Origin of the sequence: Bacillus shivajii (genome assembly GCF_020519665.1) — a bacterium.
GTDB lineage: Bacteria > Bacillota > Bacilli > Bacillales > Salisediminibacteriaceae > Bacillus_CA > Bacillus_CA shivajii.
In genome coordinates, this window is record NZ_CP084703.1 from 4240956 (window position 1) to 4265472 (window position 24517).

21 protein-coding genes are annotated in these 24517 nt (G+C 38.6%); 8 read left to right on the forward strand and 13 right to left on the reverse strand.

Features of this window, described 5'->3' with window-relative positions; genetic code table 11:
* Window positions 1-145: 145 nt before the first annotated feature.
* From LGQ02_RS20325 to LGQ02_RS20350, 6 genes are all read right to left on the reverse strand, one after another.
* Window positions 146-1018, reverse strand: a complete 873-nt coding sequence (locus LGQ02_RS20325; protein WP_226516097.1) for an NAD(P)-dependent oxidoreductase — start codon at window positions 1016-1018, stop codon at window positions 146-148.
* A gap of 20 nt (window positions 1019-1038) precedes the next feature.
* Entirely contained in the window at window positions 1039-1866 is an 828-nt protein-coding gene (locus LGQ02_RS20330; RefSeq protein WP_226516098.1) for an aldo/keto reductase, read from the reverse strand.
* The gene (locus LGQ02_RS20335) at window positions 1863-2573 is read right to left on the reverse strand and encodes a uracil-DNA glycosylase (protein ID WP_226516099.1); all 711 of its coding nucleotides are present in this window, start codon (window positions 2571-2573) and stop codon (window positions 1863-1865) included. Before LGQ02_RS20335 ends, LGQ02_RS20330 begins: the two co-directional genes overlap by 4 nt.
* Before the next feature lie 119 nt (window positions 2574-2692).
* A complete protein-coding gene (locus LGQ02_RS20340) occupies window positions 2693-3382 on the reverse strand; it encodes a DNA alkylation repair protein (RefSeq protein ID WP_226516100.1) in 690 nt (229 codons plus the stop codon).
* 112 nt (window positions 3383-3494) lie between these two features.
* Window positions 3495-4955 carry a glycoside hydrolase family 32 protein gene (locus tag LGQ02_RS20345; RefSeq protein ID WP_226516101.1) on the reverse strand — a complete coding sequence of 487 codons (1461 nt, stop codon included), beginning with the start codon at window positions 4953-4955 and terminating at the stop codon, window positions 3495-3497.
* Between the two features lie 22 nt (window positions 4956-4977).
* Window positions 4978-5931 carry a carbohydrate kinase family protein gene (locus LGQ02_RS20350; RefSeq protein WP_226516102.1) on the reverse strand — a complete coding sequence of 318 codons (954 nt, stop codon included), beginning with the start codon at window positions 5929-5931 and terminating at the stop codon, window positions 4978-4980.
* Window positions 5932-7037: 1106 nt separating this feature from the next.
* Between LGQ02_RS20350 and LGQ02_RS20355 the strand changes: the two genes are divergently transcribed.
* From LGQ02_RS20355 to bshB2, 3 genes are all read left to right on the forward strand, one after another.
* Window positions 7038-7976 carry an ATP-grasp domain-containing protein gene (locus tag LGQ02_RS20355; protein WP_226518392.1) on the forward strand — a complete coding sequence of 313 codons (939 nt, stop codon included), beginning with the start codon at window positions 7038-7040 and terminating at the stop codon, window positions 7974-7976.
* A gap of 84 nt (window positions 7977-8060) precedes the next feature.
* Window positions 8061-8411: a YojF family protein gene (locus LGQ02_RS20360; protein ID WP_226516103.1), complete on the forward strand. Its 351-nt coding sequence runs from the start codon at window positions 8061-8063 to the stop codon at window positions 8409-8411.
* A 440-nt stretch (window positions 8412-8851) separates the two neighbouring features.
* On the forward strand, window positions 8852-9517 hold the full coding sequence (bshB2, locus tag LGQ02_RS20365; protein WP_226516104.1) for a bacillithiol biosynthesis deacetylase BshB2: 666 nt from the start codon (window positions 8852-8854) through the stop codon (window positions 9515-9517).
* A 248-nt stretch (window positions 9518-9765) separates the two neighbouring features.
* On the opposite strand, the gene LGQ02_RS20370 is transcribed toward bshB2, so the two are convergent.
* Both LGQ02_RS20370 and LGQ02_RS20375 read right to left on the reverse strand, forming a co-directional pair.
* Window positions 9766-10278, reverse strand: a complete 513-nt coding sequence (locus LGQ02_RS20370; RefSeq protein ID WP_226516105.1) for a hypothetical protein — start codon at window positions 10276-10278, stop codon at window positions 9766-9768.
* A 201-nt stretch (window positions 10279-10479) separates the two neighbouring features.
* A complete protein-coding gene (locus LGQ02_RS20375; RefSeq protein WP_226516106.1) occupies window positions 10480-12327 on the reverse strand; it encodes an LTA synthase family protein in 1848 nt (615 codons plus the stop codon).
* A gap of 265 nt (window positions 12328-12592) precedes the next feature.
* Between LGQ02_RS20375 and LGQ02_RS20380 the strand changes: the two genes are divergently transcribed.
* Window positions 12593-13825 carry an aminopeptidase gene (locus LGQ02_RS20380; RefSeq protein ID WP_226516107.1) on the forward strand — a complete coding sequence of 411 codons (1233 nt, stop codon included), beginning with the start codon at window positions 12593-12595 and terminating at the stop codon, window positions 13823-13825.
* Window positions 13826-14100: 275 nt separating this feature from the next.
* Window positions 14101-15459, forward strand: a complete 1359-nt coding sequence (locus LGQ02_RS20385; RefSeq protein WP_226516108.1) for a YjiH family protein — start codon at window positions 14101-14103, stop codon at window positions 15457-15459.
* 643 nt (window positions 15460-16102) lie between these two features.
* Here LGQ02_RS20385 and LGQ02_RS20390 read toward each other — a convergent pair.
* From LGQ02_RS20390 to LGQ02_RS20410, 5 genes are all read right to left on the reverse strand, one after another.
* A complete protein-coding gene (locus LGQ02_RS20390) occupies window positions 16103-16483 on the reverse strand; it encodes a RidA family protein (protein ID WP_226516109.1) in 381 nt (126 codons plus the stop codon).
* A gap of 17 nt (window positions 16484-16500) precedes the next feature.
* Window positions 16501-17451 (reverse strand): 5-oxoprolinase subunit C family protein, encoded by a 951-nt coding sequence (locus tag LGQ02_RS20395; protein WP_226516110.1) that lies wholly within the window; start codon window positions 17449-17451, stop codon window positions 16501-16503.
* On the reverse strand, window positions 17451-18218 hold the full coding sequence (locus tag LGQ02_RS20400; RefSeq protein ID WP_226516111.1) for a LamB/YcsF family protein: 768 nt from the start codon (window positions 18216-18218) through the stop codon (window positions 17451-17453). The genes LGQ02_RS20395 and LGQ02_RS20400 overlap by 1 nt, the downstream gene beginning before the upstream one ends.
* A complete protein-coding gene (gene pxpB / locus LGQ02_RS20405; RefSeq protein ID WP_226516112.1) occupies window positions 18219-18956 on the reverse strand; it encodes a 5-oxoprolinase subunit PxpB in 738 nt (245 codons plus the stop codon).
* Window positions 18957-19133: 177 nt separating this feature from the next.
* Window positions 19134-20171, reverse strand: a complete 1038-nt coding sequence (locus LGQ02_RS20410) for an ArsR/SmtB family transcription factor (protein ID WP_226516113.1) — start codon at window positions 20169-20171, stop codon at window positions 19134-19136.
* A 592-nt stretch (window positions 20172-20763) separates the two neighbouring features.
* Here LGQ02_RS20410 and LGQ02_RS20415 point away from each other — a divergent pair.
* Genes LGQ02_RS20415 through LGQ02_RS20425 form a run of 3 tightly spaced genes read left to right on the forward strand, consistent with a single transcriptional unit; the run spans window position 20764 to window position 24505 of the window.
* Complete coding sequence (locus LGQ02_RS20415; protein WP_226516114.1) at window positions 20764-21780, forward strand: ABC transporter ATP-binding protein; 1017 nt, start codon at window positions 20764-20766, stop codon at window positions 21778-21780.
* Complete coding sequence (locus tag LGQ02_RS20420; protein ID WP_226516115.1) at window positions 21773-22756, forward strand: ABC transporter ATP-binding protein; 984 nt, start codon at window positions 21773-21775, stop codon at window positions 22754-22756. Before LGQ02_RS20415 ends, LGQ02_RS20420 begins: the two co-directional genes overlap by 8 nt.
* A 48-nt stretch (window positions 22757-22804) precedes the next feature.
* Window positions 22805-24505: an ABC transporter substrate-binding protein gene (locus LGQ02_RS20425; RefSeq protein WP_226516116.1), complete on the forward strand. Its 1701-nt coding sequence runs from the start codon at window positions 22805-22807 to the stop codon at window positions 24503-24505.
* Window positions 24506-24517 lie beyond the last annotated feature (12 nt).

A 24517-nucleotide genomic window follows, 5' to 3' on the forward strand; every position in this document is an offset into this window, starting at 1 on the left:
AATCGACATCCTTTTCTTTTTATCGACAGAAGGAGTAATCCATTTTTCCTAAGTAAAAAGGATAGAAACGTTAAAGAACGTCCTATCCTCTCATCCAGTTGAATCATTCATAGGCTAAAGGTAATATACTGATCGCTTTTGACAATTATTTCATATAATATTTATAAAGAGCTTGTGTTCCTGCATTTTCTTCCCCTTTTTCTACTAGCTCTTCATATAACTGCTTCGCTAGTTTTAACCCAGGGGTTTGTATACCCATCTCATCTGCGGAATCAATCGCAATCTTCATATCTTTAATAAAGTGCTTAATATAAAAGCCAGGTTCAAAGTCTCCTTTAATCATCCTCGGTGCTAATTTACTTAATGAAAAGCTACCTGCTGCACCTGTTTCAATGCTTTTAAGTACTTTTTCTTGGTCAAGACCTGCTTCTTTAGCGTAAACCATTGCTTCACTAACACCCATCATATTACTAGCTATCGCAATTTGATTAGCCATCTTCGTGTATTGTCCAGCTCCAGCTTCGCCTTGATGTTGGATATTTGTTCCCATGAGTGTAAGGATCGGAAGAATATGTTGAAATGCCTCTTCATCCCCGCCCACCATAATAGCCAGCTTTGCCTCTTTTGCTCCTATATCACCGCCCGATACCGGGGCATCAAAGGCAAACATTCCTTTTTCTTTCGCTGTTTTGTCTATCTGTTTAGCAAGCGTTGGTGTGGACGTTGTCATATCGATAAGGTGAGTTCCTTGTTTTGCATGATTAATAATACCATCTTCACTTAAATAAACGGCTTCAACGTCCTTTGGATAACCAACAATCGTGATAATGATATCAGAGTTTGTAGCAAGTTCCTTCACCGTCCTGCACCATACAGCTCCTTCTTTAACAAGTTCATCTGTTTTTGATTTTGTACGATTATATACATTTACTGTATATCCCCCTTTTAGAAGGTGACTTGCCATACTTTTTCCCATCACACCCGTACCGATAAATCCTATGACCTTTTCTTTGTTCATCTCTTTTCCCCCTATCACTATTAGACAAATTCGTCTGGATCTGGTCCAAACCGTTTATTTTCATTGCATGCATTCAATTTTTCTATATCTTCATCACTTAATGCAAAATCAAAGATATTAGCATTCTCCTTAATTCTAGCAGGTGTTACCGACTTTGGAATGGTCACAACTTCATTTTGTAAATCCCAACGTAAAATGATTTGTGCTTCTGATTTGCCATATTTGTTACCGAGCTCAACTAAAACTGGGGCACCAAACATTCTACCTCGTGTAAGCGGACTCCACGCCTCTAGTTGGATATTATGCTTTTTACAGTAGTCATGAAGTTCTTCTTGAGTTAGTAGTGGATGATATTCAACTTGGTTAACTACTGGGACGACGTTTGCATCTCTTAACAAGTCTTCTAAATGATGAATGTTAAAATTACTAACACCAATTGCTCGAACTTTCCCTTCTTTGTAGAGCTTTTCCATTGCTCTCCAAGTCTCTTTATACTTTCCTTTGACAGGCCAGTGAACTAAGTATAGGTCAATCACATCTAGCCCGAGCTTTTGACGACTTTCTTCAAATGCTTTTAATGTTTCTTCATACCCTTGATCGTCATTCCATACTTTTGTCGTAACAAATATCTCTTCTCGAGGAACTCCGGATTGGCGAATCGCTTCTCCTACACCTTGTTCATTATAATAAAACGCTGCTGTATCAATGCTTCGATAGCCTATCTTTAAAGCTTCTTTTACAGCTTCCTCTACTTCGTTTCCACCATCGGCTTTGTAAACACCAAGACCTAACCAAGGCATCTCAACCCCATTATTTAACGTTACAGTCGAATGAATATGTTTTGTCATTCGCTACACTCCTCTGCTGCTTGATTTGTTGTAATTTCGGTCGGTAATGACCAATCGATTTCTTTTGAACCGATCTCTCGTAAAAATACATTCGTTGTTGAAAATGGTCTACTTCCAAAAAAACCTCGATTTGCTGAAAATGGGCTCGGGTGTGGGGACTTGATTATGTAATGTCGGTCGTTCGTAATCAACTTCTCTTTTTGTTGAGCGTGTTTTCCCCAGAGGATAAAAACGACTGGTTTTTCCCGTTCATTTAATGACCGAATCACTTGATCAGTAAATAATTCCCAGCCTTTTCCTTTATGGGAGTTAGGTTCACCTTCTTGAACTGTAAGGACTGTATTAAGAAGGAGTACACCTTCTTCCGCCCATTTTTGTAAATAACCATGGCTTGGAATCGGACACCCTAAATCTTGTTGCAATTCTTTATAAATATTCTTTAGTGATGGTGGCGTTTTGACACCTGGCTTTACCGAGAAACTTAAGCCGTGTGCTTGGTTTGCTCCGTGATAAGGATCCTGGCCTAAAATGACCGCTTTCGTATTTTCGTAGGATGTCGTAAGTAATGCGTGAAAAATATCGTTCATGCCTGGATAAATCGTCTTTTTTTCGTATTCAGTCTTCAAAAACTCACGCAGCTTTTGGTAGTAAGGTTTATTAAATTCCTCTTCAAGTTGTTCTGCCCAATCGTTTGTTAATACTGACAATGATGTCCACCTTCTTGCTTTATTTTTTTCTATATTTTAACACGCAATAAGACGGATTGTTAAAGACAACGGTTGTCCAAGGAGATGGTTCGCGTAATATTACTGGTGATTTGTCTTGTTTACTTGCAACTTTTTATATTCTCACGTTTTATATGCTTCAATCCCTCACGTACACTTAATTTTGATAACTGTTCTTTTTCAATAAAAGATTCGACGGTTTCAGGGGCGGTTTTTGAATACTCCCGCAATGCCCAGCCAATTGCTTTTTGGATAAAAAACTCGTCAGAATGACTATTTAACTGAATAACTTGAAAGAGTCGTTTCGCATCTGTTTGTTCTTTATATTTTAATTGATACAAAATGGCCGTTCGTCTAAGCCACAAGTTTTCGTGACTTGACCATAATGGAACATACATGTCATTGAGTTCACTTTCTTTAAGAAATAACGATCCAATAATATTTGAGGCAATCGTATCGACTGTATCCCACCAAGATTTTGTCGTGACGAGTGTCTGAAGAAGTGGAACATGATTGTCATGTAATAGCTTTCTCTTTCGATAAAGGATATTTAGTGCCGCATATTGATACTCTCTTTCCGGTAGGTTCCATAATTCTTCAATGACTTCTATCTTGATTTCCTTTTCTTTTAAAATACCCGTTTCATGAAAGAATGCTTTCAAATGCTGCTTTAATTCAGGAGATTTAATCCCTAAAAACGGAAAGTGATTTTTCATATATTTTTCCATAGGTCGTGCATTTTCTTTATTAGCATGTGGTTCTAATCTTTCCTTGAGCTTTTTTACATACATGAAATCCCCTCCTGCATCGTCTGCCTCACTTCTCTCAACTCCTCTATTCGTAAACATTCCTCATCAAATGAAAAACTCCTGCCTTTTTACAAAGCAGAAGTTTTGTCATCTTTTATTCTGTAACTTGTTTCATATCCCATTTCTGAATTGTAACTGTTGTATCTGTTGAAGCTCTAAATGTTATTTCTTCATTTTCAGGTGAAGGGAAAAAGCGTGATGTAAATACCTCTTGTCCATCATTAATAAAAATTTCTACTGAGGAAGAATCGACATAGGTGCGTACCGAATTTAATGATTCTAAATGACACTGTCTTTTTTCCACAAGCCTCGTCGCAAAACTAATTCGCTCAAACGTAAACACTTGTGCTTCGGTGTCATAAACCATTCTAGCACTACCTCTTAGAGACACTTCAAACGTCCCTTCAAGATTCTCGAAATTTGACAATTGTAATTCCAGTGATTTGCCGAAAACACCTTCATATGCCGTTTCATCTTTATTGACGACAACGTTTCGATGAGAGACTTCATTTTTTCGTAATGCCTTTAGTTCTTCAACGGGCTTTTGAATCACTCGATCCGCGCGAATATGCAGTTCACGTGGGAGTGTCAAACTATGAATCCATTCATTTTCTCTTGTCGGGTGCAAATGTTCATCTTGATCGGGCACTCCCATCCAGCCTACAAGAATTCTTCGCCCTTGATCATCTTCTGTCGTTTGTGGAGCATAAAATTCAAACCCTCGATCCAGTTCTTCAAATAATCCATGATGGAAGATTGGTGTCTTACTGTCTAACTCACCGATTAAATAACCAGCTTGATACGTATTATGATACTTCATCCCTTCAGGTTCGAGTCCTTGCGGTGACACGACTAAGACGTCTTTTCCTTCTAAATGAAAAAGGTCAGGGCATTCCCACATGTAGCCAAATTCATCAATCGAGCCAATACCAGCTCCAGCTACTGGTCCCGCAAATTCCCACGTTTTCATATCTTGAGAACGGTACAACAATACAAGTCCTTTTTCGTCTTCTGTTTGAGCACCGATAACTAGAAGCCATTCATTTCCGTCATGCCATACTTTTGGATCGCGGAAATGAGCAGTATACCCTTCAGGTAACGTATCAATAACAGGGCCTTCTTTTGTAAAGGTGACACCGTCTGTTGACGTAGCAATACATTGGTATGATTCGCGTTCACCTTGCTCACCTTTTACATTCCCAGTATAAATCAGTTTAAGTGTACCTTCATGATCTACGGCACTTCCTGAATAGCAACCATTTTTTTCATACCATTCACTCGGTGCAAGAGCGATGGGCTCTTCTTTCCAATGAACGAGGTCGGTTGACGTATAGTGCCCCCAAAATTTCGCCCCGTGAGCGGTTTTAAACGGGTTCCATTGGAAAAACATATGGTATGTGCCATTCCATTTTATCCAACCATTGGGATCATTTAGAAGTCCAACAGGCGGCATTAAATGATACGTCAAACGAAAAGGATCACTCTTTACCGTATCTTCATGCTTTTTGATTTCTTCCATTGCCTTCCTTTGTAACTCTCTCTCTTTTTCAGTCATCACTTAGAACTCCTTTAAACACTTATCTATTACGAAGAATTCGTTCTACTTCCTCTAAAGTCGGAAGAGCAGTCATTGCTCCTTTTGTAGATGCAGCTAATCCACCTGATACCGATGCAAAACGAGCGAGTTGAGCAGCTTCATCACTTGATAGTTCAGATAGAGGCTTGTCTAATAAATGTAATTGATATAACATACCGGATACAAAAGCATCCCCTGCTCCTGTTGTATCAACCGCATCAACCTTCATCGGTGGTACATGTACAGATTCTTTGCCATGTAAAAATACATAACTTCCTTCTGCACCTAATGTGACAAGAATTATTGAAATATGATTATCCTTTAACTTTTCAACACCGGCTTCTATATTCTTCTCACCAGTTATAAACTCTAATTCTTCTTCTGATATTTTTAATATATCCGCTTTATTTAACATAGAAACGATGTTTTCACGTGCTACGTCTTCATTTTCCCATAAGCCTAGCCTTAAATTAGGGTCATATGAAACGAGCAGTCCATTTTCTTTTGCTAATTGGACAGCTTTTTTCGTCGCAGACTTCGATGGCTCACTAATTAAACTAATCGAACCGAAATGTAATAACTGATGATCTGTAAATAAATCCTCAGTTATTTCTGCTTCACCCAAAAAGCGATCGGCACTCGGATCAATATAAAATTCGAAGCTTCTTTCTCCACCTTCACCTAATGTGACGAAAACGACACCTGTTCGCACGTCTTTCGTAAAGTGCATATGATCTGTATTTACCCCATAGCTTTGCAACGTTTCCTTTAAAAACGTTCCTAAAACATCGTCACCGACTTTTCCTAAAAAGCTGCTTTTTGCTCCTAATCTTGCTAGTCCAACAGCAACATTTGCAGGGGCACCTCCTGGACTCTTTTGAAATGTCTCATTTTGATTATCAAGAGGAATAAAATCGATTAAAGCTTCACCTAAACTAATAACTCCTTTTTGCAACCCTTACTCACTCCTTATGTAAAATCCACTAGTAAACATAATTAATTTCTTATTATACGTATTTGTGAAGGAAAGAACAATCTTAGCTTGTATATTCATGTTTCTCTTTTTTATTATTCATACCTTGATCTAAATGAATCCATTTCTTAATTCATTTTCTTAAAAATGATGACAGTCTCAGAATGTGTTTTTTGATTTTTTAAATTTGTACACCTTCTATTTTTGAAAGCAGTAGAAATACACTTCGCTTTCCGCGGGCACGGCTTCAGCTAACTTTGGAAAGAGTACACATTTCTTTCCAAAGTGGATCTTCACCTCGTTGCTCCTGCGGTTACTCGTCGCAGCTCGAAGCAGTTCGAAGAAGTAATGCTCGGTGCTGTTCCCGCAGGAAAGAGGGTTACTTCTCCGAGGTGCATCGATTTGTCTCTACGGATAAAACATCAGAGCAAAGCTAGTAGAGGAAGAGACAGTCTACGTATATTTCTACTGCTTCTAGCATCTATTATCTTGTTCATTCGTATATATGAGTCTTCCTCCGTTCAAATTGATTGCTTTTCAATTAATAAATTCGATCATTGGGAAGGTACTTCTTTTTTCATGTCATAAAACCGTTGAGCCTCAAAGGCTCGGATTTTTGAAACTCATTCAAATAAAAAACGATGTTCATGTAGACATCATGCGAAGCTATTTTCGCACCATGGCACATGAAAATGGCATTAAATTTATATAGGTACGTTTGGGAGCAAGTTGCGAGACTCCAACGGGATAAGCAATAGCCGAAGATCCAATATGACGATAGTCATATTTAGCTGAGGCATTGCCCGTGGAAAGCGAAGCAACAAACACAGCTTCGTCGAACCACTGAGAGCTGCGCCGACGCATCCAGCTACGTAGCAAAAGCTAGTAGAGGAAGAAGCAACAAGTGCTTCCCAAACAAATGATACATGGTATAAATAGTAAAAGTAGGCTAAGAGACTCCAGCGACTAGCATCTACTTTCAAAACAAATACAAACTTTCGTTATCTTGTGCTTTTGTTATTTACTGTTACAATAAAAGAAACAATGCCGATTAATTTTGTCGGATATATATGAAAGGCGGTTAAATGATGGCTAAAGTTTACGTAATTCACGAAAATGAAGAATGGTGTGCTCCATTATTTTCAGCGTTAGAAAATGAAGGGGTGCCTTATGAAAACTGGCATTTGCATGAAGGTATCGTTCCCTTAGATGATATTCCACCACATGGTGTTTTTTATAATCGAATGAGTGCTTCCTCTCACTCGAGAGGCCACCGTTATGCTCCCGAGCTTACACATGCGATGTTAACATGGCTTGAGGCACACGGCAGAAAAGTTTTAAATGGTCGAAATGCATTAGGGCTTGAACTGAGTAAAGTTGCACAATATGAGGCATTAAAAAAGCATGACATCACTATTCCTAAAACAACTGCTGTCGTTGGAACAGACCAGTTACTTCAAGCAGCCGAGTCGTTTCCAAAGCCGTTTATTACGAAACATAATCGCGCGGGTAAAGGATTAGGGGTTCACCAATTCCAATCAGTCGAAGCACTACAACAATTTGTTGAGACTGGACAATTAGTGCCATCTGTGGACGGTGTGATGCTTTTACAAGAATACATTTATTCTCCAGAACAAACCATTACACGCTGTGAATTTGTTGGAGGGAAATTCATGTATGCTGTAAGAGTTGATACGTCAGAAGGATTCGAACTTTGCCCTGCGGAAGCATGTGAAATTGGCGATCAGTTTTGCCCAACTGATGGCACATCTCCAGAGACTATGCGGCCAAAATTTGAAATTCTAAAAGACTTTAACTCCCCATTAATTCAAAAATACGAACAGTTTTTGCAAGCTGAAGGCATTTATTTTGCCGGAATCGAGCATATTACTGACGCAAACGGAAACACGTATACGTATGACGTGAACACAAATACGAATTACAACCCCCAAGCTGAACAAGAGGCTGGGATTTATGGGATGCAAGAAGTTGCTCGTAAGTTAAAGAAGGAGTTGTCTCGCATTTGACTAGCAAGTTTTGAGACATAACTCGTTATTTTTAGTATGATTGAACGTAGAAGTTGTTTTAATGTGTCAGGAGGTCATCCATTTATGAAACCAATTGATCCGCAACAAGCTCAAGAAAAACTTACAGCTTTAGCAGGGAGAAAATTATATATTCATTTAGAAACAACAAACGGGGCATACGCCTCCCATCGTGACCAGTCCTTTTTTTCAGCTGGTGCATTTATCCGAAACGTTCAGCTGTCATTTATACAAGGAAAGATTAAAGGAGATGGCCCTTACCGTATTGGTCTTGAAACAGAGAACGGCTGGCTTTATGCTGAAGGATTGACAGACATAGAAGTCGATAAAGAAGGACGGTTACTTTTTGCTGGCCATGATGCCGACGGCAAATTAGCGATTGCCCTCGAACTTAGTGAAATCCCTTTTAAGAAATAGGCTCTGTTAAAGTTCAGTGTTGATATGCAGTATTATTTTACAATTGTTTCATTTGTGAGAAGCGAAGGTGGCGACTCCAGCGACGAGCGTAGCATCATGAATAAGCTGCGAGTTGTCTCGACGGATGCACTTCAAAGCATTGCTTGTAGAGGAAGAGACAGGAACTTCCAAGGTGAGCTGAAGCCGTGCCTGCGGCAAAGAAGACACCGTGAATGCAAACGAAGTGAAGCATGAACGGTTGTCGCACTTGTGCCTAGAGGTGAAAGCGTCCACCGAGAGCGGATCACAAAATCAACAACAAGCAACACTTCTTCGAACAGCTTCGAGCTGCCCCGACGCATTCACTACTATGCATTGCTAGTTGAGGAAGGGGCAACCAACTTTAACAAAGCCAAGAAATAAAGACACCTGTTATTAAGTCTAATGAAGGAAGTGATTGAATGGAGCGACATGTGCTCGTCGTTTTCCCCCATCCAGATGATGAAGCTTTCGGAGTTGCTGGAACGATTTTATCACATACAACAAAAGGAACTCCTGTAACATATGCCTGTTTAACGCTCGGTGAGATGGGAAGAAATATGGGCCGACCGCTTATTGCAAACCGAGAAACGTTACCTGAGATCCGTAAATCTGAACTACAAAATGCTTGCCGTTTACTCGGCATTGATGATTTAAGAATGTTTGGCTTACGTGATAAAACAGTTGAGTTTATGGACCAAGAAGTCTTAATCCAACGCTTTTCAGATTTAATTCATGAGACAAATCCATCATTAATCATTACGTTTTATCCAGGTTATGCCGTACACCCTGATCATGATGCTACTGGAGCAGCTGTGATTCAAGCCGTCCAGCGTCTACCAAAACAAGAGCGCCCAACCGTTCATACCATTGCATTCTCAGAAGGATGCGAAGATGTGATCGGACCTCCAGATATTATCAACGAAATCGCTCAGCATGCAGAACAAAAATTAAAAGTCATTGCAGCTCATGAATCACAAACAGCTGGAGTTATTGAAGGTATGAAACAACGTTTTTCAGATAAAGAAGAAACGGTTATGGACAGACTTACTACAGAACGTTTTTGGACATATCCTTTAGACAATTGAACAAATGACATATTACAATATAAGGCTGCCAATTCTTTTTTTCCTTTACAATAGAATAAGGAATCATAAGAAGTTGGCAGCCTTTTATGATCTACCTATTAGCATACAAAGTACCTGATACATTCAATGTGGAGCAATCATGTAAGTTAAACGCTATAGAGCGGTTGGAAGGATTTGCAGTAACGATTCAAGATGGTTACATCAAAAGCATGATCATAACTTGAAGGGTTCAAATGAGGTTTGAAAGACTAACTTTGTACTTTACGACTTTCAAATTGATATGGAACAGACTGCTCCGTTCTTTTTTCTAATTCATCAGAAAGTTTTTTCGAAGATATAATCGAGAATGCAAACGTTCGATATCTATTTGGGAACTTTGCAATTAACTCAACCATCCGTCCATCAAATTGATACCTGACGACGTTTTCCAGTTCTAAAATTGTTTTGACTTTAGCAAACAAAGGGACAAATAAACAATAGTTTTTTGTGACTACTAAATAACCTCTTCTTTCTAAGCTATGTCTTACCGCATCAACAATAAGAGTCGGTTCTTCTTTAACAATAGCTTTTACTTTCCATTTCACGATAATAGAAATAATAAAATCTATTCCAAGCGACAAAGTTAGTGCAGCAACTAAGCTGAACAAACCATAAATAACTCCCCATTGACTGAGGTAGATCGTCCCAAACAAACCAAACAATAGCCAACTAACGAGATACCTAAAATATTTATCTGTAAACGGTCCTGCCAGCCCATACATTTTCTTTCACCTCCTTTATAAGTACATATTTATATATAGTTAAATAATATACCACAATGTGACTAATTATTAAACTGATTTTTCTAATTTTTCTAACAGTGGTGTCGTAAACCTTTAAAGTTGGTATATACCCGAAGAAAATAATTTAAAACAAAGCTGCCTCCACCACCAACATAGTTGGACTTAAGAGACAGCTTATTTCTATTTAAACCTCAATAAATCTCCATATATAATTTTATCTGAGTAAAAAAGCTCCCATTCTCCTCTATCTCTTGCTTGAATGCAATGGTCCATTGAAATTGCGTCTCCGGTTTTATTTTCATAACATGTTTCTGAAGTATAAATCACTTCATCGGTAATCACTGTACCGTTACGCAAAACTGCAAAGTCATCGCGGTTTTCATTTAATAAATCTGATCCAAACATGACATGTTCATCTGCTGGAATACCTAGTAAATTCATTAAGGTTGGCATTACATCGACCTGACCTGACACCGTATCGAAAGTCTCCCCTTCCACTCCTGGCACATGAATAATGAGAGGTACACGTTCTAGTTTGACAGATTCATAAGGGCCTATATCTTCTCCTAAAAATTTGCTTAATTCATCATAGTGGCTTTCTGCAATTCCGTAATGATCACCATACATGACGAGAATTGTATTTTCATAGAGATCGGCCTCTTTTAACTCATCGACTAGCACTTTCATTGCTTCATCTGTATAACGAACTGTTGGAAAATATCGATTCACAATTTCACTTTCTGAATCAAAGGGCTCAATAAAGTGGTCTTGTTCATCTAACTCATATGGAAAATGGTTGGTTAGGGTTAAAAATGTCCCATAAAAAGGTTCAGGCAGTTCCTCGACATATTTCATTGATTGCTCAATCCAATCAATATCTTTCATTCCCCAGCCAACCGTATTCTCATGATTTATTTCGTAGTCATCAAACGCGAAGTACTCGTCATACCCTAAATTGTTATACATCACATCGCGATTGTAGAACGTTTCATCATTGGCATGAAATGAAGCTGTGTAATAGCTATTGTCTCTCAACGTTTTAGGCAATGCATCATATTCATTTTCATCATGTGTATGAAACACAGCTCCTCGCCCTAGAGGATAAAGAGAGTTATTAATTAAAAACTCTGCATCTGATGTTTTCCCTTGCCCCGTCTGATAATAGAAGTTTTCGAAATAGAAGCTGTCATCAATGAGCTCATTTAAAAACGGTGTAATCTCTTCTCCATTAACCTCTTCTCCAATGACAAAGCTTTCAACAGACTCCATGGAGACCACGACAACGTTCATATCTTGTGCAGCTCCAAAATATTTATCATTTGATCCGACCCGATAAAGGTCTAAATGCTCTTCTATTGACACCCAATCATTTTCATTTGCAAATACAGTCTGTGTACTCGTCGATAAGTGTACAAAAGCATCATAAACATAAAAGTTGTATAATCCAATCGATTGAACGAGATGATCCCTATTAAAGGAGTGAGCTCGGTTTTCTGAACCTCCAATACGATCAGCTTGACTTGTCCCTACAATGGTTAAAGCAACAACTGCAATAATCGCATATTTATGCTTACTTTGTTTAAATGGTGCTTGATGAACGGTTAAGAATTCAGGCTTTTTTAGAAGGAAAAACACGACTAAGGTCAAATCGAGGAAGAAAAACACATCATACCACTGGACCAACTCTACAATACTAGTACTTAAATCTCCCATGTTCGCACTCATTACAAGCATCGGAAGTGTAATAATATCACTAAACTCTCTATAATAAACAGCGTTCGAATATAATACAACTGTTAATAATAAACTTACGATAAAGTAGTATTTTCGCTGAACACTCGGTATCATTAATAACCCGATACTAAAAATCACGAGCAAAAATGCTAATGGGTTTAGTGCAAAAGTGACTCCTTCGATAAACTGGTTTATCGTTAATTGAAATGTTGTAATAGAAACAACAAACGTCTTAAGCCAAATGATAACAAGACACATGATCATAAACATATGGTCACGGACAAAAGCTTTCATATGTGCCATCCCTTTCACTTTTTCAAAATATAGGAAATCGTATCTAATCTATTCTACGAAATTGAACGATCATGCAACAATAATTGTTTCACAATTACATTTTTTTATAGATTTATAAGATCATCTTCCCACATTTTAATCATTTTTAACCCACTCGTTTGTAATCGCTTACAACCATGCCGTACATAGCTATCCCGAAAGTTTCATAATTCTCTGGAAGCTGATACAATGTAATATGATGACTACATAAAAAAGGGAGATGTACATGGGACAATTTGAACAGAAATTAGAAAAATACGCAGAATTAGCAGTGAAGATCGGTGTAAACATTCAAAAAGGACAAACATTAGTCGTGTCTGCCCCCGTTACTTCTGCTGATCTTGTAAGAAAAATTGCAGAAAAAGCGTATGATACAGGAGCAAAAAATGTTCACGTTGAGTGGAATGATGATGAATTAACACGTATGAAATTTGATAAGGCACCATTCGATGCTTTTAAGGAATACCCGACTTGGAAAGCTAAAGGGTTTGAAGAGATGGCGGAAGATGGAGCAGCTTTTATGACGGTCAAGTCAACTGATCCAGATTTATTAAAAGGTATCGACCCAGAACGTATCGCAACAGCAAATAAAACAGCAGGCCAAGCAATGGATACGTTCCGTAAATACATACAGTCAGACAAGTTGAGCTGGCTCGTCGTCGCAGCACCATCAAAGGCTTGGGCAGCAAAAGTATTCCCTGAAGCTTCAGAAGAAGAACAAGAAGAAAAGCTTTGGGAAGCAATGTTTGATGCGGTTCGTGTAAACACAGCTGATCCGGTTGCTGCTTGGAAAGAGCATGATCAAACGTTACAAACGAAAGCACAATTTTTAAATGAGAAAAAATATAAACAACTTCATTACCGCGCACCAGGAACAGATTTAACAATCGAACTTCCTGAAGGCCACATTTGGAAAGGTGGCGGAGGCAAAAATGAAGATGGCGTTCATTTCGTTGCCAATATGCCAACAGAAGAAGTCTTTACTGCACCGAAAAAAGAAGGTGTAAACGGTTATGTGACAAACACAAAGCCACTAAACTACGGTGGTAACTTAATCGATAACTTTACATTAACGTTTGAGAACGGAAAAGTCGTCGATTATAAAGCAGAAGTTGGCGAAGATACGTTAAAGCATTTGCTTGATACCGATGAAGGTGCGAAATTCTTAGGGGAAGTAGCATTAGTTCCACATAGCTCACCAATTTCTCAATCCGGTATCCTTTTCTACAACACGCTATACGATGAGAATGCATCAAACCATATTGCATTAGGAAGTGCATACACATTTTGCGTAGAAGGTGCAACAAAATTGTCCAAAGAAGAATTAGAAAAGGTTGGTTTAAACCAGAGCCTTACACACGTCGACTTCATGATCGGCTCGGCTGAGATGGATATTGATGGTGTAAAAGAAGATGGCACGACTGAACCAGTATTCCGTCAAGGTGAATGGGCAGTTTAACCAGATAGTATTATCAAAGAAAGCTGACACAAGTGAGACCTAATGTGTCAGCTTTTTTTATCCTGAAATGGACAATGAACCTTAATATACATAAAAATATAAATCATTTTTTGATTATAGAACGATTATTTATGCGAATTTATACAAGTCAATTCAACTATTTTCGTTAAAATACGGATATTTTTCATTAAAGAAACGAATATTATACTTGATCATTGCGTTTACATGCATTAAAATAACAGACTGTGAATAATTATTTAGAATAGGTGATAATAATGGATTCAAAATATAACGAACAAATAAGTTCATCGGCATTATGGAAGTTTATCATTCCTTCCCTACTAGGTATCGGGTTATTCATGATGCCCATCCCAACAGAAGAAGGAATTACAATTCCTGTCGCAATTCTTTCTGGAGGATTACAAGACCTTCTAAGCACTGCATTACCTGCAATTATGACTTATATTATTTTAATTAGCGTTATTGGAGTCATCGTCCAGAAAACAATCCGACCAAAAGGTATGGAAAACAGTACATTTTTTAAAGCGTTGTTTGACATTCACCCTTTTTGGTTTATTACACGTATTACTGCGGCTATATTAGCATTTATGACGCTTTATCAAATTGGACCTGAATGGGTACATGATGATTATACGGGGGGGCTTTTACTTAACAGTCTTCTTCCTACTTTATTTGCTGTATTTTTGTTTGCTGGACTCTTTTTACCGCTACTTTTAAACTTCGGTTTATTAGAGTTTTTCGGCTCCTTATTGACAAAGCTAATGCGTCCTTTATTTACATTACCTGGTCGCTCTTCGATTGACTCCTTAACCTCTTGGTTAGGTGACGGAACAATCGGGGTACTTCTTACAAATAAACAGTATGAAGAAGGCTATTACACGAAGCGAGAAGCTGCAGTTATTGGTACAACGTTCTCTGTCGTATCGATTACGTTTTCTCTCGTTGTCATTTTTGAAGTTGGCCTTGAGCATATGTTTGTGCCCTTTTATTTAACAGTATTTATATCCGGTTTTATCGCGGCGGTTATTATGCCGAGAATTCCACCGCTTTCTCGTAAAAAAATGGAATACATTCACGGCAAAGATGGTCAGCTTGACGAGTCGGTGCCTAGTGGGTATACATCAATCAGTTGGGGATTTAAAAAGGCGAAAGAACGAGCGGATAAAAATACGAGTGTTGTTGATTTCTTTAAAGATGGATCAAAAAACGTATTAGATATGCTAGTCGGGGTTGCACCAATCGTTATGGCTTTCGGTACAATCGCAGTCATTATTGCTGAGTTCACTCCAATCTTTACATGGCTTGGTGCACCGTTTGTACCGATCCTACAACTAATGCAAGTCCCTGAAGCTACTGCTGCTGCTGAGACATTAGTCGTCGGTTTTGCTGACATGTTCTTACCTGCCATTTTTGCATCTGGTATTGAAAGTGAAATGACAAGGTTTATTATTGCTTGTGTCTCTGTTACACAGCTCATTTACTTGTCTGAAGTTGGGGGGGTTCTGTTAGGTTCAAAAATTCCTATTAGCTTTAAAGACTTACTAATTATTTTCATTGAACGTACAATTATTACGTTACCAATCATTACGTTAATTGCACATATGATTTTTTAATTAAAAGCTATTGTTGATTTTCAAATTCGCTTGCACCTCTAGGCACAAGTGCGACATCCGTTCAAGCTTCACTTCGTTTGCTTTCACGGTGTCTTCTTTGCCGCGGGCAAGGCTTCAGCTAATTGGGGAGCTTCCTGTCTCTTCCTCTACAAGCTATGCTTTGAAGCCGTATCCGTCGAGACAACTCGAAGCTTATTCGTGAAGCTGATGCTCGTCGCAGGCGTCTCGTTATTTTGAAAATCAACAATGAAAATTAACATAGTCTAATCATAAAAGTAGGTAAGGGATCAAGCTCATGTTTGCTTGATCCCTTTTTGATGTGAAATGGTTAGTTTCTGTTAATGAACATTGACGACCTTTACTTTAGAACATAAACAATCACCTTAAACGAACTGAGGCCATTGAAAAATATTTGATAAAAGGATGTCCGTCAAAAATCCGAAGACTCCAGCGGGAAAAGCAATAGGCGAAGATCCAACAGGGCTATAGCCCTGTTTAGCTGAGGCATTGCCCGCGGAAAGCGAAGGAATTTTTGAACGGACATAATGAATTTTTCAGTGGCTCCAACAAACGTGGTGAGTTTTGAAAAGCCCGTGCCGTGCCCGTGGAAAGCGAAGCAGCATTTGCATCATCCAAACCAGTATTATGCTTTTCTTGCGATTACTTCTACTTCTACTAATGCATCCTTCGGTAGACGAGCAACCTCAACAGCACTTCTGGCTGGATAAGGTTCCTCGAATTGCTCTGCATACCATTCATTCACTTGTGCAAAGTCGTTCATATCTTTCATAAAGACCATTACTTTAATGACATCATTCATTGTCACACCTGCTGCTTCTAAAACAGCACGCACATTTGCAAATACTTGTTTCGTTTGTGCTTCAAGACCTTCTCGCATTTCCCCTGTTTCTGGGTCTAGCCCGAGTTGTCCTGATGAATACACTAAATCTCCTGAAATGACCGCTTGTGAGTACGGGCCAATTGCGCTAGGCGCTTCATTTGTTTGTACAATTTTTTTCTCCATGTTTCCATCCTCCTCGATTATTTTCCATGTAAGATTTCAATTTGTTTCCATTTGTTTTCTCGCTCACGAAGTAATTCATGAGCGCTTTTGACGGTTGTTTTTTGAAAAGATATTGTTTGTCCAGGTAACAGTTGAGCGATCTTCCATAAATCAACCGAGATAATCGTAGCAATCTTTGGATATCCGCCAGTCGTTTGCCGATCTGCCATGAGAACAATTGGCTGTCCATTCCCTGGCACTTGAACAGAACCTTTTACAACAGCGTCAGTAATGATCCCACTTTCTTCGATATGTGATAGCTGTTTTCCTTCTAAACGATACCCCATTCGATTCGATTGTGGCGTTATTTTATATTGTACACGATAAAACGCCTCTTTAGCTTCTTCTGTAAACATCTCTTCTTGGGGACCTTCTATAACACGCACCGTCTGATGTGATTCATATGTAGGGATGAGAGTGCTGTGCAGACGAACGTTCCTTACGTGGTGCTTATGAGAACTTTCTCGCACCGTTAGCTTATCCCCGGCTTCCAAAATTCGCCCTTCCTTCCCTCCAAATTGGCCAGGGATATAGGTTGACTTGCTTCCCATAATCTCATCTCCATCAAATCCGCCTGCGACAGTTAAGTAAGCTCTTGCTCCAGCGACTGGCTTTCCGAAACGTAGTGTTTGTCCCTTTTTTATCAAAACGGTTGACCACATTGGAATCGTATTTCCATCAATAGTGGGCATGATATTTGCTCCAGTAATGGCAATAAGAAAATCGTGCTCGGCTCTCAAGCTAGGACCAATCATGATCATCTCTAGAGCAGCAGCATCACGACGATTTTTCACTAATAAGTTTCCAAGAACAAGCGCATCTTCATCCATTGCTCCTGAAGGTCCTACACCATATTGTTGGTAGCCATATCTACCCCTATCTTGAATAGTCGTATGTAGTCCAGGCTCTATTACATCAAATGCTTTCATTAATAATTACCTATCGCTTTAGCTTCAATTCCTTCATTCTTAAAAAGCTCGCGAATCGTCTTCACAAACTGAAGAGCTTGAGGACTATCTCCATGCACACATAATGTGTCTGCTTGAATCGCCACCTCTGTGCCATTTGTTGAAGTGACTGTTCCCTGTTTTACCATTTGTAACACTTGAGCAACCGCTTGATCGGTGTCATGAATGAGTGCATTTTCTTTCGTTCTCGGAGTTAGTGTTCCATCTTCCTTGTAAGTACGATCGGCGAAAACTTCTTCAGCAGTCTTTAACCCTACTTCCTTCCCAGCCTTAATGAGTTCACTATTAGCTAATCCGTATAAAATTAACTGTTTATCTGTTTTTATAACAGCTTTGGCGACCGCTTCAGCGATTGAATAATTACTGGCGGCAATATTATATAGAGCTCCATGAGGCTTTATATGGTGTATAGGAACTCCATATAGGCTTGTAAATCCATTTAATGCATTCATTTGATATACAACCATATTAAATACTTCTTGGGGAGAGAATTCCATATAGCGTCGTCCGAATCCGGCTAAGTCAGGAAGTCCTGGGTGAGCTCCAATTGCAACCTCTTTTTCCAATGCGAGTTTAACCGTTCGGTGCATCACATTATAATCTCCTGCATGAAAACCACATGCAATATTTGCAGATGTAATGTCATTTAACACTTGTTCATCTTCACCTAACTTATAATGACCAAAGCTTTCACCAAGATCACAATTTAAATCAATCACATGTTTCAATTAAGAACTCCTCCCTTCTTTTATGGTTATTTCAGGTTTATAGGTACCATCTTTTACTTCAGCCAGAATTTCTTTATACCTTTCTTCTTCAATCGGTATAAATTTAATTTTATCACCTGCTTCGATCAAGAAAAGAGGGTCACTTGTAGTGTCGAATAACTTTACTGGGGTATGGCCAATAATTTGCCACCCACCCGGGCTTGTTACTGAATATATTCCTGTTTGTTTTCCTGCAATACCAATAGAACCAGCTTTAACCTTGGCTCTCGGTTCATCTCTTCTTGGTGTCGCAAGTGTGTTAGACAGTCCACCTAAATAAGGAAATCCAGGAGAAAAACCTAACATATACACATAGTAGGTCGGATGTGAATGTTGTTTGATGACTTCATCTACCGATAATCCATGAACATCAGCAACTCTACTTAAATCAGGTCCAGCGTCCCCCCCATATAACACCGGAATTGTAATGACCCGTTGTTTATTAGTGAATGAATCGCCACACGTTTTTATTCGACTACGTAGTTCATTTACGACCTTTTCATAATTTATTCTTAAAGGATCATAGTAAACCGTCACTGTTGTGTATGCAGGAACTAATTCTATAAAACCTTGAAAAGGTGAAATTTGAATAGACCTTGCTAAAGCTTGAACACGTTCATTGACTTGTAAAGAGACGGTTTGTTCAAACTCTATTCGAACAGCTCCGTCCCCTAAAGGAGACAGCTTTATTTCTTTCACAAAAACCCTCCTCTTCGTAAAGACGATATTTCTTACATTATAACAACAATGGTTGATTCTTTCCTTTCCCAAGAATGTACTCTGCTTAATCGCTTGGTTATATCATGATAATCGAAATATAAATTCCATATATATCGAACAATATTTGTTTTATGGAATCGACAATCACAAATAGGACTACTCCGCTAACAACCTTTTAAACCCTCTTAGTACACTTTGAACTTCTTCCTTGTTTAATTCATAGTAGACTCTATTCTCTCTTCTTATTGATTTAATTAGTCTTTGTGATACAAGCGAACTGAGATGATGAGACATCGTCGAATTTGACACACCTAATTCCTTTGCAAGTTCATCTCCATACCGAGGCTGCCCCTTTAAAGTAATAAGAATGTTATAACGCCGCACATCAGCCATGATACGAATAGTATTTAATACGTCTTTTTCTACTTTACTTTTAAATAGTGCTTCCATATATCTCGTACCAATAATCAGAGTCGTCACTGAAGGTACTACTGATTTAAAAACTAAGTATTCAGTGTCTATAAAATTGGAGGCGAAAATAAACAAGGGCTTATCTGAACCTCCTCCACACTCAGAATCAGGTAATATTTCTTTTAAATAAGAAGGTTCCCCTATTTGGTTAGCACTCTTTAATTCATCAATTAATCTTTCTTGAGTCTCTACAACTTCCTTTTCAAACGGCTGGAAATATTGATAATAAAATCTTTCTACCAGTTGAATAAATCGCTTCTTCGTTTTTTCACCACCGAAAATTAAATAACTCAATTTCCATTTTTCACGTTCTGGTAAATTTAGTTTTTCCAAAAAACGTACCACTTGTTGTGGGTCATTATAATCAGAAACTTCCTCTAGTTCGTTAGTGCCTGCATGAGTAAAATAATAAAACAACTCACTCAAACTCATCTGATACAACATACTTATAAAAGAATGGATATCTTGACGCCCATCCTGCGTTATTACACAAGGCACCAACGTAAGACCCAAAGAATTTTCACGATTGAAGAAAATAAGTAATTCATGAAACAGTTCTTCAGGCATACTCTCTTTCGTTTTTTTCACCCAAGCATCCACTTCACTTGATGAATGATGAAGATGCCTTTCACCCTTAGTTATCGCATCATACGCCCCAATCCTATGCATACTTGATAACAATTCTATAACGGGAGATACCTCATAGTTTATTTGATGTTCCATTTTCTACACCCTTCAGATTAATTAAATTCTATTCACCATATTCAAATTCTATAAAAAGAGGCATTCGACGTCAATCAAATGTCAATCATACTTTCAAAATATTCACAATTGGATTTTTCACACTAAATAAAGGATTGAGTTTCCATTCCTAATAAAAAAATGAAGAAGTAATGTTGGAATTAAAGCAGATTTTAATAAAAGGCCTTCTAAAAATTCAATTTCTTAATAAAATGTTTAGCAAGTTCACTTTCCTTGTCTAAGTTTTCTTAAAATTTATAATCTTTTGTTGATTAATTGCGGTTAGTATAGTATTTTACTATATAACCCATCCATTTCGATTTCCTATAAAAGATTTGAAATGACGATAAAACACTATATGAATAAAAAACAAACATATCTTTTTCCAAACATCTATAGAGATTCACACTACTTCTGAGATTTACATCCTCGTACGTTTTTCACACCTATGAAGAAAAGCAAAACATCATGTATTAATTAACAAAGCTTTTTAACAACAGTATATACACTCTTGTCATGATAGATTTTCACTATTATTTTTTTACATATATATAAAAGATGGAGTGATAAGGAAATGTCTAAGCCCGTTTTAGAAGTCCGCAATTTAGAAACCCACTTTTTCACCGATCGAGGTGAGGTTCCCGCAGTGGATAATATCAGCTTCGAGATTCACGATGGAGAAGTTTTAGGTATTGTTGGTGAATCTGGGTGTGGAAAGAGCGTTACATCTTTATCAGTCATGGGGCTTGTTCCTAGCCCTCCAGGGAAAATTGTTGGAGGGGAAATTCTTTTTCGGCAAAAACAAGCTGCCAAGGCAAAAGAAGAAGACCTCGTTCATATAAGTAAAAAGAGAATGAGAAGCATTCGCGGAAATCAAATTGCGATGATTTTTCAAGAGCCTATGACGTCTTTAGATCCCTTATATACGATCGGCTTTCAAATCATTGAAGCATTGAAAAATCATTATAAACTATCAAAAAAAGAAGCGCGTCAAAAGGCAATAGATTTGCTTAAACTTGTAGGTATTCCAAGATCTGAGGAAATCGTTGATGAATATCCTCATCAATTGTCTGGTGGAATGCGCCAACGCGTCATGATAGCCATTGCTATGGCATGTGACCCTGAAGTTCTTATTGCTGATGAACCAACGACAGCACTTGATGTTACCATTCAAGCACAGATCCTTGCTCTGATGAAAAAGCTTAATAAAGAAAAAGGAACAGCAATCATGCTCATTACCCATGACCTCGGTGTTGTAGCTGAAATGTGTAATCGAGTTGTGGTTATGTATGCAGGAAAAGTCGTTGAAGAAGGCGATGTTCGAACGATCCTGAAAAATCCCAAACATCCATACACAAAAGGACTCATTCGTTCATTACCAAAGATGAGTAAACGAGAAAAAAGATTATATTCTATCCCTGGCAATGTGCCTAAACCTGGCTCGATTAAACAAGGTTGCCGTTTTGCCGCTAGGTGTGGGGAAGTATTTGATCGCTGTTGGAAGGAAGATCCTGAGCTTTTACAATTATCAAATGGTCATCAGTGTCGCTGCTTCCTCTATGCACAGGAAGAGGAGGTTACTCATGTCTAAACCGCTATTAGAAGTAAAACATTTAAAGAAATATTTCGATGTTACCGGCGGTATTTTCTCAAAAAAAGTTGGAGAAGTAAAAGCCGTTGATGACGTTTCATTTGATGTATATGAAAAAGAAGTATTAGGAATTGTAGGGGAGTCGGGATGCGGAAAGTCTACAACAGGAAAAACGTTATTAAGACTTTTAGAACCTACCGAAGGTGAAGTTGTTTATAACGGCAGTGATATTACTGAGCTAACTGAAGAAGAGATGCGAAAAATGAGACGGGATATGCAAATCATTTTCCAAGATCCATACGCTTCCTTAAACCCAAGACATAAAGTTGAGAAAATACTTAGTGAACCCTTAATAGTCCACGGTATTGGTGATGCAAAAGAGCGCTTGAAAAAAGTACACGAAATTTTAGAGGTTGTTGGCTTAACAAAAGAACACGCCAAGCGTTACCCCCATCAATTTAGTGGCGGTCAACGGCAAAGAATCGGTATTGCACGAGCATTAATTGTAAATCCAAAATTAATTATTTGTGATGAACCCGTTTCTGCTTTAGATGTTTCCATTCAATCGCAAATTCTAAACTTAATGGAAGACTTGCTAGAGAAGTTTGGTTTGACATATATCTTTATCGCACATGACCTCAGTGTAGTAAGGCATATTAGCCACCGAATAGGTGTGATGTACTTAGGTAGATTGGTCGAGTTAACAGATAATGAGGAACTATACGAGAACCCGCTACACCCTTATACGAAATCGCTTTTATCAGCAATTCCAGATCCGGACCCGGATTTTAAAAGAGAACAAATGATTTTAGAAGGCGATGTTCCCAGCCCTTCAAATCCACCTGCAGGATGCGCATTTCATACGAGATGTCCTGAGGTCATGGATATTTGTAAATCAGTACGACCTAAGTTTCAAGAGGTTAAGGATAAACACTTTGTAGCTTGTCATTTATACAACGATGAAGGGCAAAGTTGACAACTACAAGTTTATTAAAATATGAAAACAATTTAAGGGGGAAAAGAAATGAAGAAAAGTCTTTGGATGTTGCTGTTATCTCTTGTTCTAATCATTGCATTAGCAGCTTGTGGTGGAGACAGCGACGAACCTGCTGATGCAGAGGATCCTAGTGATGAAGAAACAGAAGACGATAGTTCAGTAGATGATGGTGCTGATGATGGTGCCGATGATGCTACTAGTGAAGCTTCTGGTGACCAGACGCTAATCTTTGCTCGAGGCGGGGACTCTGTAAGCCTGGACTACGCAAGTGTTACAGATGGAGAGTCATCTCGTGTCACAAAGCAAATTTATGAAACATTAATTGAGTTTGATGAGGACTCATTTGAGATTGGTCCTGGTCTTGCTCACGATTGGGAAGTTGATGACGATGGACTTCGTTTCGTCTTCCACTTAAGAGAAGGTGTTAAGTTCCATGATGGAACAGACTTCAATGCTGAAGCTGTAAAAGTGAACTTTGAACGTTGGGCTGATCCAAACCATGAGTACAACTTTGGAGATGAAGGTTATACGTACAGTGTTTACGGCATGCAATTTGGTGGATTCGCTGGTGATGACGGACACGTGATTGAAGAAATTAATGTCATTAATGACCACGAAGTTGAATTTATTTTGAATGAGCCTTTAGGGTCGTTCCTACAAAACATGGGGATGAGTTATTTCGCGATGACTTCACCTGCGGCATTTGAGGAATACGGAAGTACAATTAATGAAAACCCTGTAGGAACTGGTCCGTTTAAGTTTGTTAGTTGGAACCGTGACGATAGCATTGTTTTAGAAAAATTCGATGATTATTGGCAAGAAGGACTTCCAAAGCTTGACCAAGTCATCTTCCAAGTAATTCCGGATAACTCTGCACGATTAACAGCCTTACGTTCTGGTCAGATCGATGTTATGGATGGTTTGAACCCGGACGATGTTGAAATAATCAATGCTGAAGATGGATTACAAGTATTTGAACGTGCAACAAATAACATTGGTTATCTTGGTTTCCATGTGGAAAAAGAACCATTTGATGATCCATTAGTGCGTCAAGCCTTAAACCACGCAATCGATAAAGAATCATTAATCGCTGTGTTATATGCTGGAATGGCTGAACCAGCGAAAAACGCAGTACCACCAGGTTATTTAGGCTATAACGATGAAATTGACCCTTATGAGTATAACCCTGAAAAGGCAATGGAGATGCTTGCAGAAGCTGGTTTTGAAGATGGGTTAGAGCTTGACCTATGGACAATGCCGGTTGCTCGTCCATATATGCCAGACCCACAACGTGCAGCTGAAGTTATGCAAGCAAACTTAGCAGAGGTTGGGGTTACAGCAAATATCGTTACACATGAGTGGGCGACATACCTTGAACTAACTGAACAAGGAGAGCATGACCTCTTTATGCTTGGCTGGTCAGGTGTAAATGGTGACCCTGATTACTTCTTAGCGAACCTATTACACGGTGATGCAATTCCTGGAGGTAACCGTAAATATTACTCTAACGATGAAGTAAACCGATTAATTGATGAAGCAAAACGAAATGTTGATGATGATGTTCGAGCAGAGCTTTACATGGAAGCTCAACGCTTAATTCATGAAGATGCGCCACATATCCCACTAGTACACTCAATTCCAACATTAGCTGGAAGTGAGCGCGTTCATGACTATGTTCCTCACCCATCGACAAGTGAATCACTAAAGAACGTATATTTGACTGAGTAGAAATAATAGAGA

Excerpts from the sequence above, each read along its gene's own strand:
- LGQ02_RS20325 (WP_226516097.1), bottom strand. The coding sequence starts at position 1,018 with ATGAACAAAGAAAAGGTCATAGGATTTATCGGTACGGGTGTGATGGGA.
- LGQ02_RS20330 (WP_226516098.1), bottom strand. The coding sequence starts at position 1,866 with ATGACAAAACATATTCATTCGACTGTAACGTTAAATAATGGGGTTGAG.
- LGQ02_RS20340 (WP_226516100.1), bottom strand. The coding sequence starts at position 3,382 with ATGTATGTAAAAAAGCTCAAGGAAAGATTAGAACCACATGCTAATAAA.
- LGQ02_RS20345 (WP_226516101.1), bottom strand. The coding sequence starts at position 4,955 with ATGACTGAAAAAGAGAGAGAGTTACAAAGGAAGGCAATGGAAGAAATC.
- LGQ02_RS20355 (WP_226518392.1), top strand. The coding sequence starts at position 7,038 with ATGGCTAAAGTTTACGTAATTCACGAAAATGAAGAATGGTGTGCTCCA.
- LGQ02_RS20360 (WP_226516103.1), top strand. The coding sequence starts at position 8,061 with ATGAAACCAATTGATCCGCAACAAGCTCAAGAAAAACTTACAGCTTTA.
- bshB2 (WP_226516104.1), top strand. The coding sequence starts at position 8,852 with ATGGAGCGACATGTGCTCGTCGTTTTCCCCCATCCAGATGATGAAGCT.
- LGQ02_RS20370 (WP_226516105.1), bottom strand. The coding sequence starts at position 10,278 with ATGTATGGGCTGGCAGGACCGTTTACAGATAAATATTTTAGGTATCTC.
- LGQ02_RS20375 (WP_226516106.1), bottom strand. The coding sequence starts at position 12,327 with ATGAAAGCTTTTGTCCGTGACCATATGTTTATGATCATGTGTCTTGTT.
- LGQ02_RS20380 (WP_226516107.1), top strand. The coding sequence starts at position 12,593 with ATGGGACAATTTGAACAGAAATTAGAAAAATACGCAGAATTAGCAGTG.
- LGQ02_RS20385 (WP_226516108.1), top strand. The coding sequence starts at position 14,101 with ATGGATTCAAAATATAACGAACAAATAAGTTCATCGGCATTATGGAAG.
- LGQ02_RS20390 (WP_226516109.1), bottom strand. The coding sequence starts at position 16,483 with ATGGAGAAAAAAATTGTACAAACAAATGAAGCGCCTAGCGCAATTGGC.
- LGQ02_RS20395 (WP_226516110.1), bottom strand. The coding sequence starts at position 17,451 with ATGAAAGCATTTGATGTAATAGAGCCTGGACTACATACGACTATTCAA.
- LGQ02_RS20410 (WP_226516113.1), bottom strand. The coding sequence starts at position 20,171 with ATGGAACATCAAATAAACTATGAGGTATCTCCCGTTATAGAATTGTTA.
- LGQ02_RS20415 (WP_226516114.1), top strand. The coding sequence starts at position 20,764 with ATGTCTAAGCCCGTTTTAGAAGTCCGCAATTTAGAAACCCACTTTTTC.
- LGQ02_RS20420 (WP_226516115.1), top strand. The coding sequence starts at position 21,773 with ATGTCTAAACCGCTATTAGAAGTAAAACATTTAAAGAAATATTTCGAT.
- LGQ02_RS20425 (WP_226516116.1), top strand. The coding sequence starts at position 22,805 with ATGAAGAAAAGTCTTTGGATGTTGCTGTTATCTCTTGTTCTAATCATT.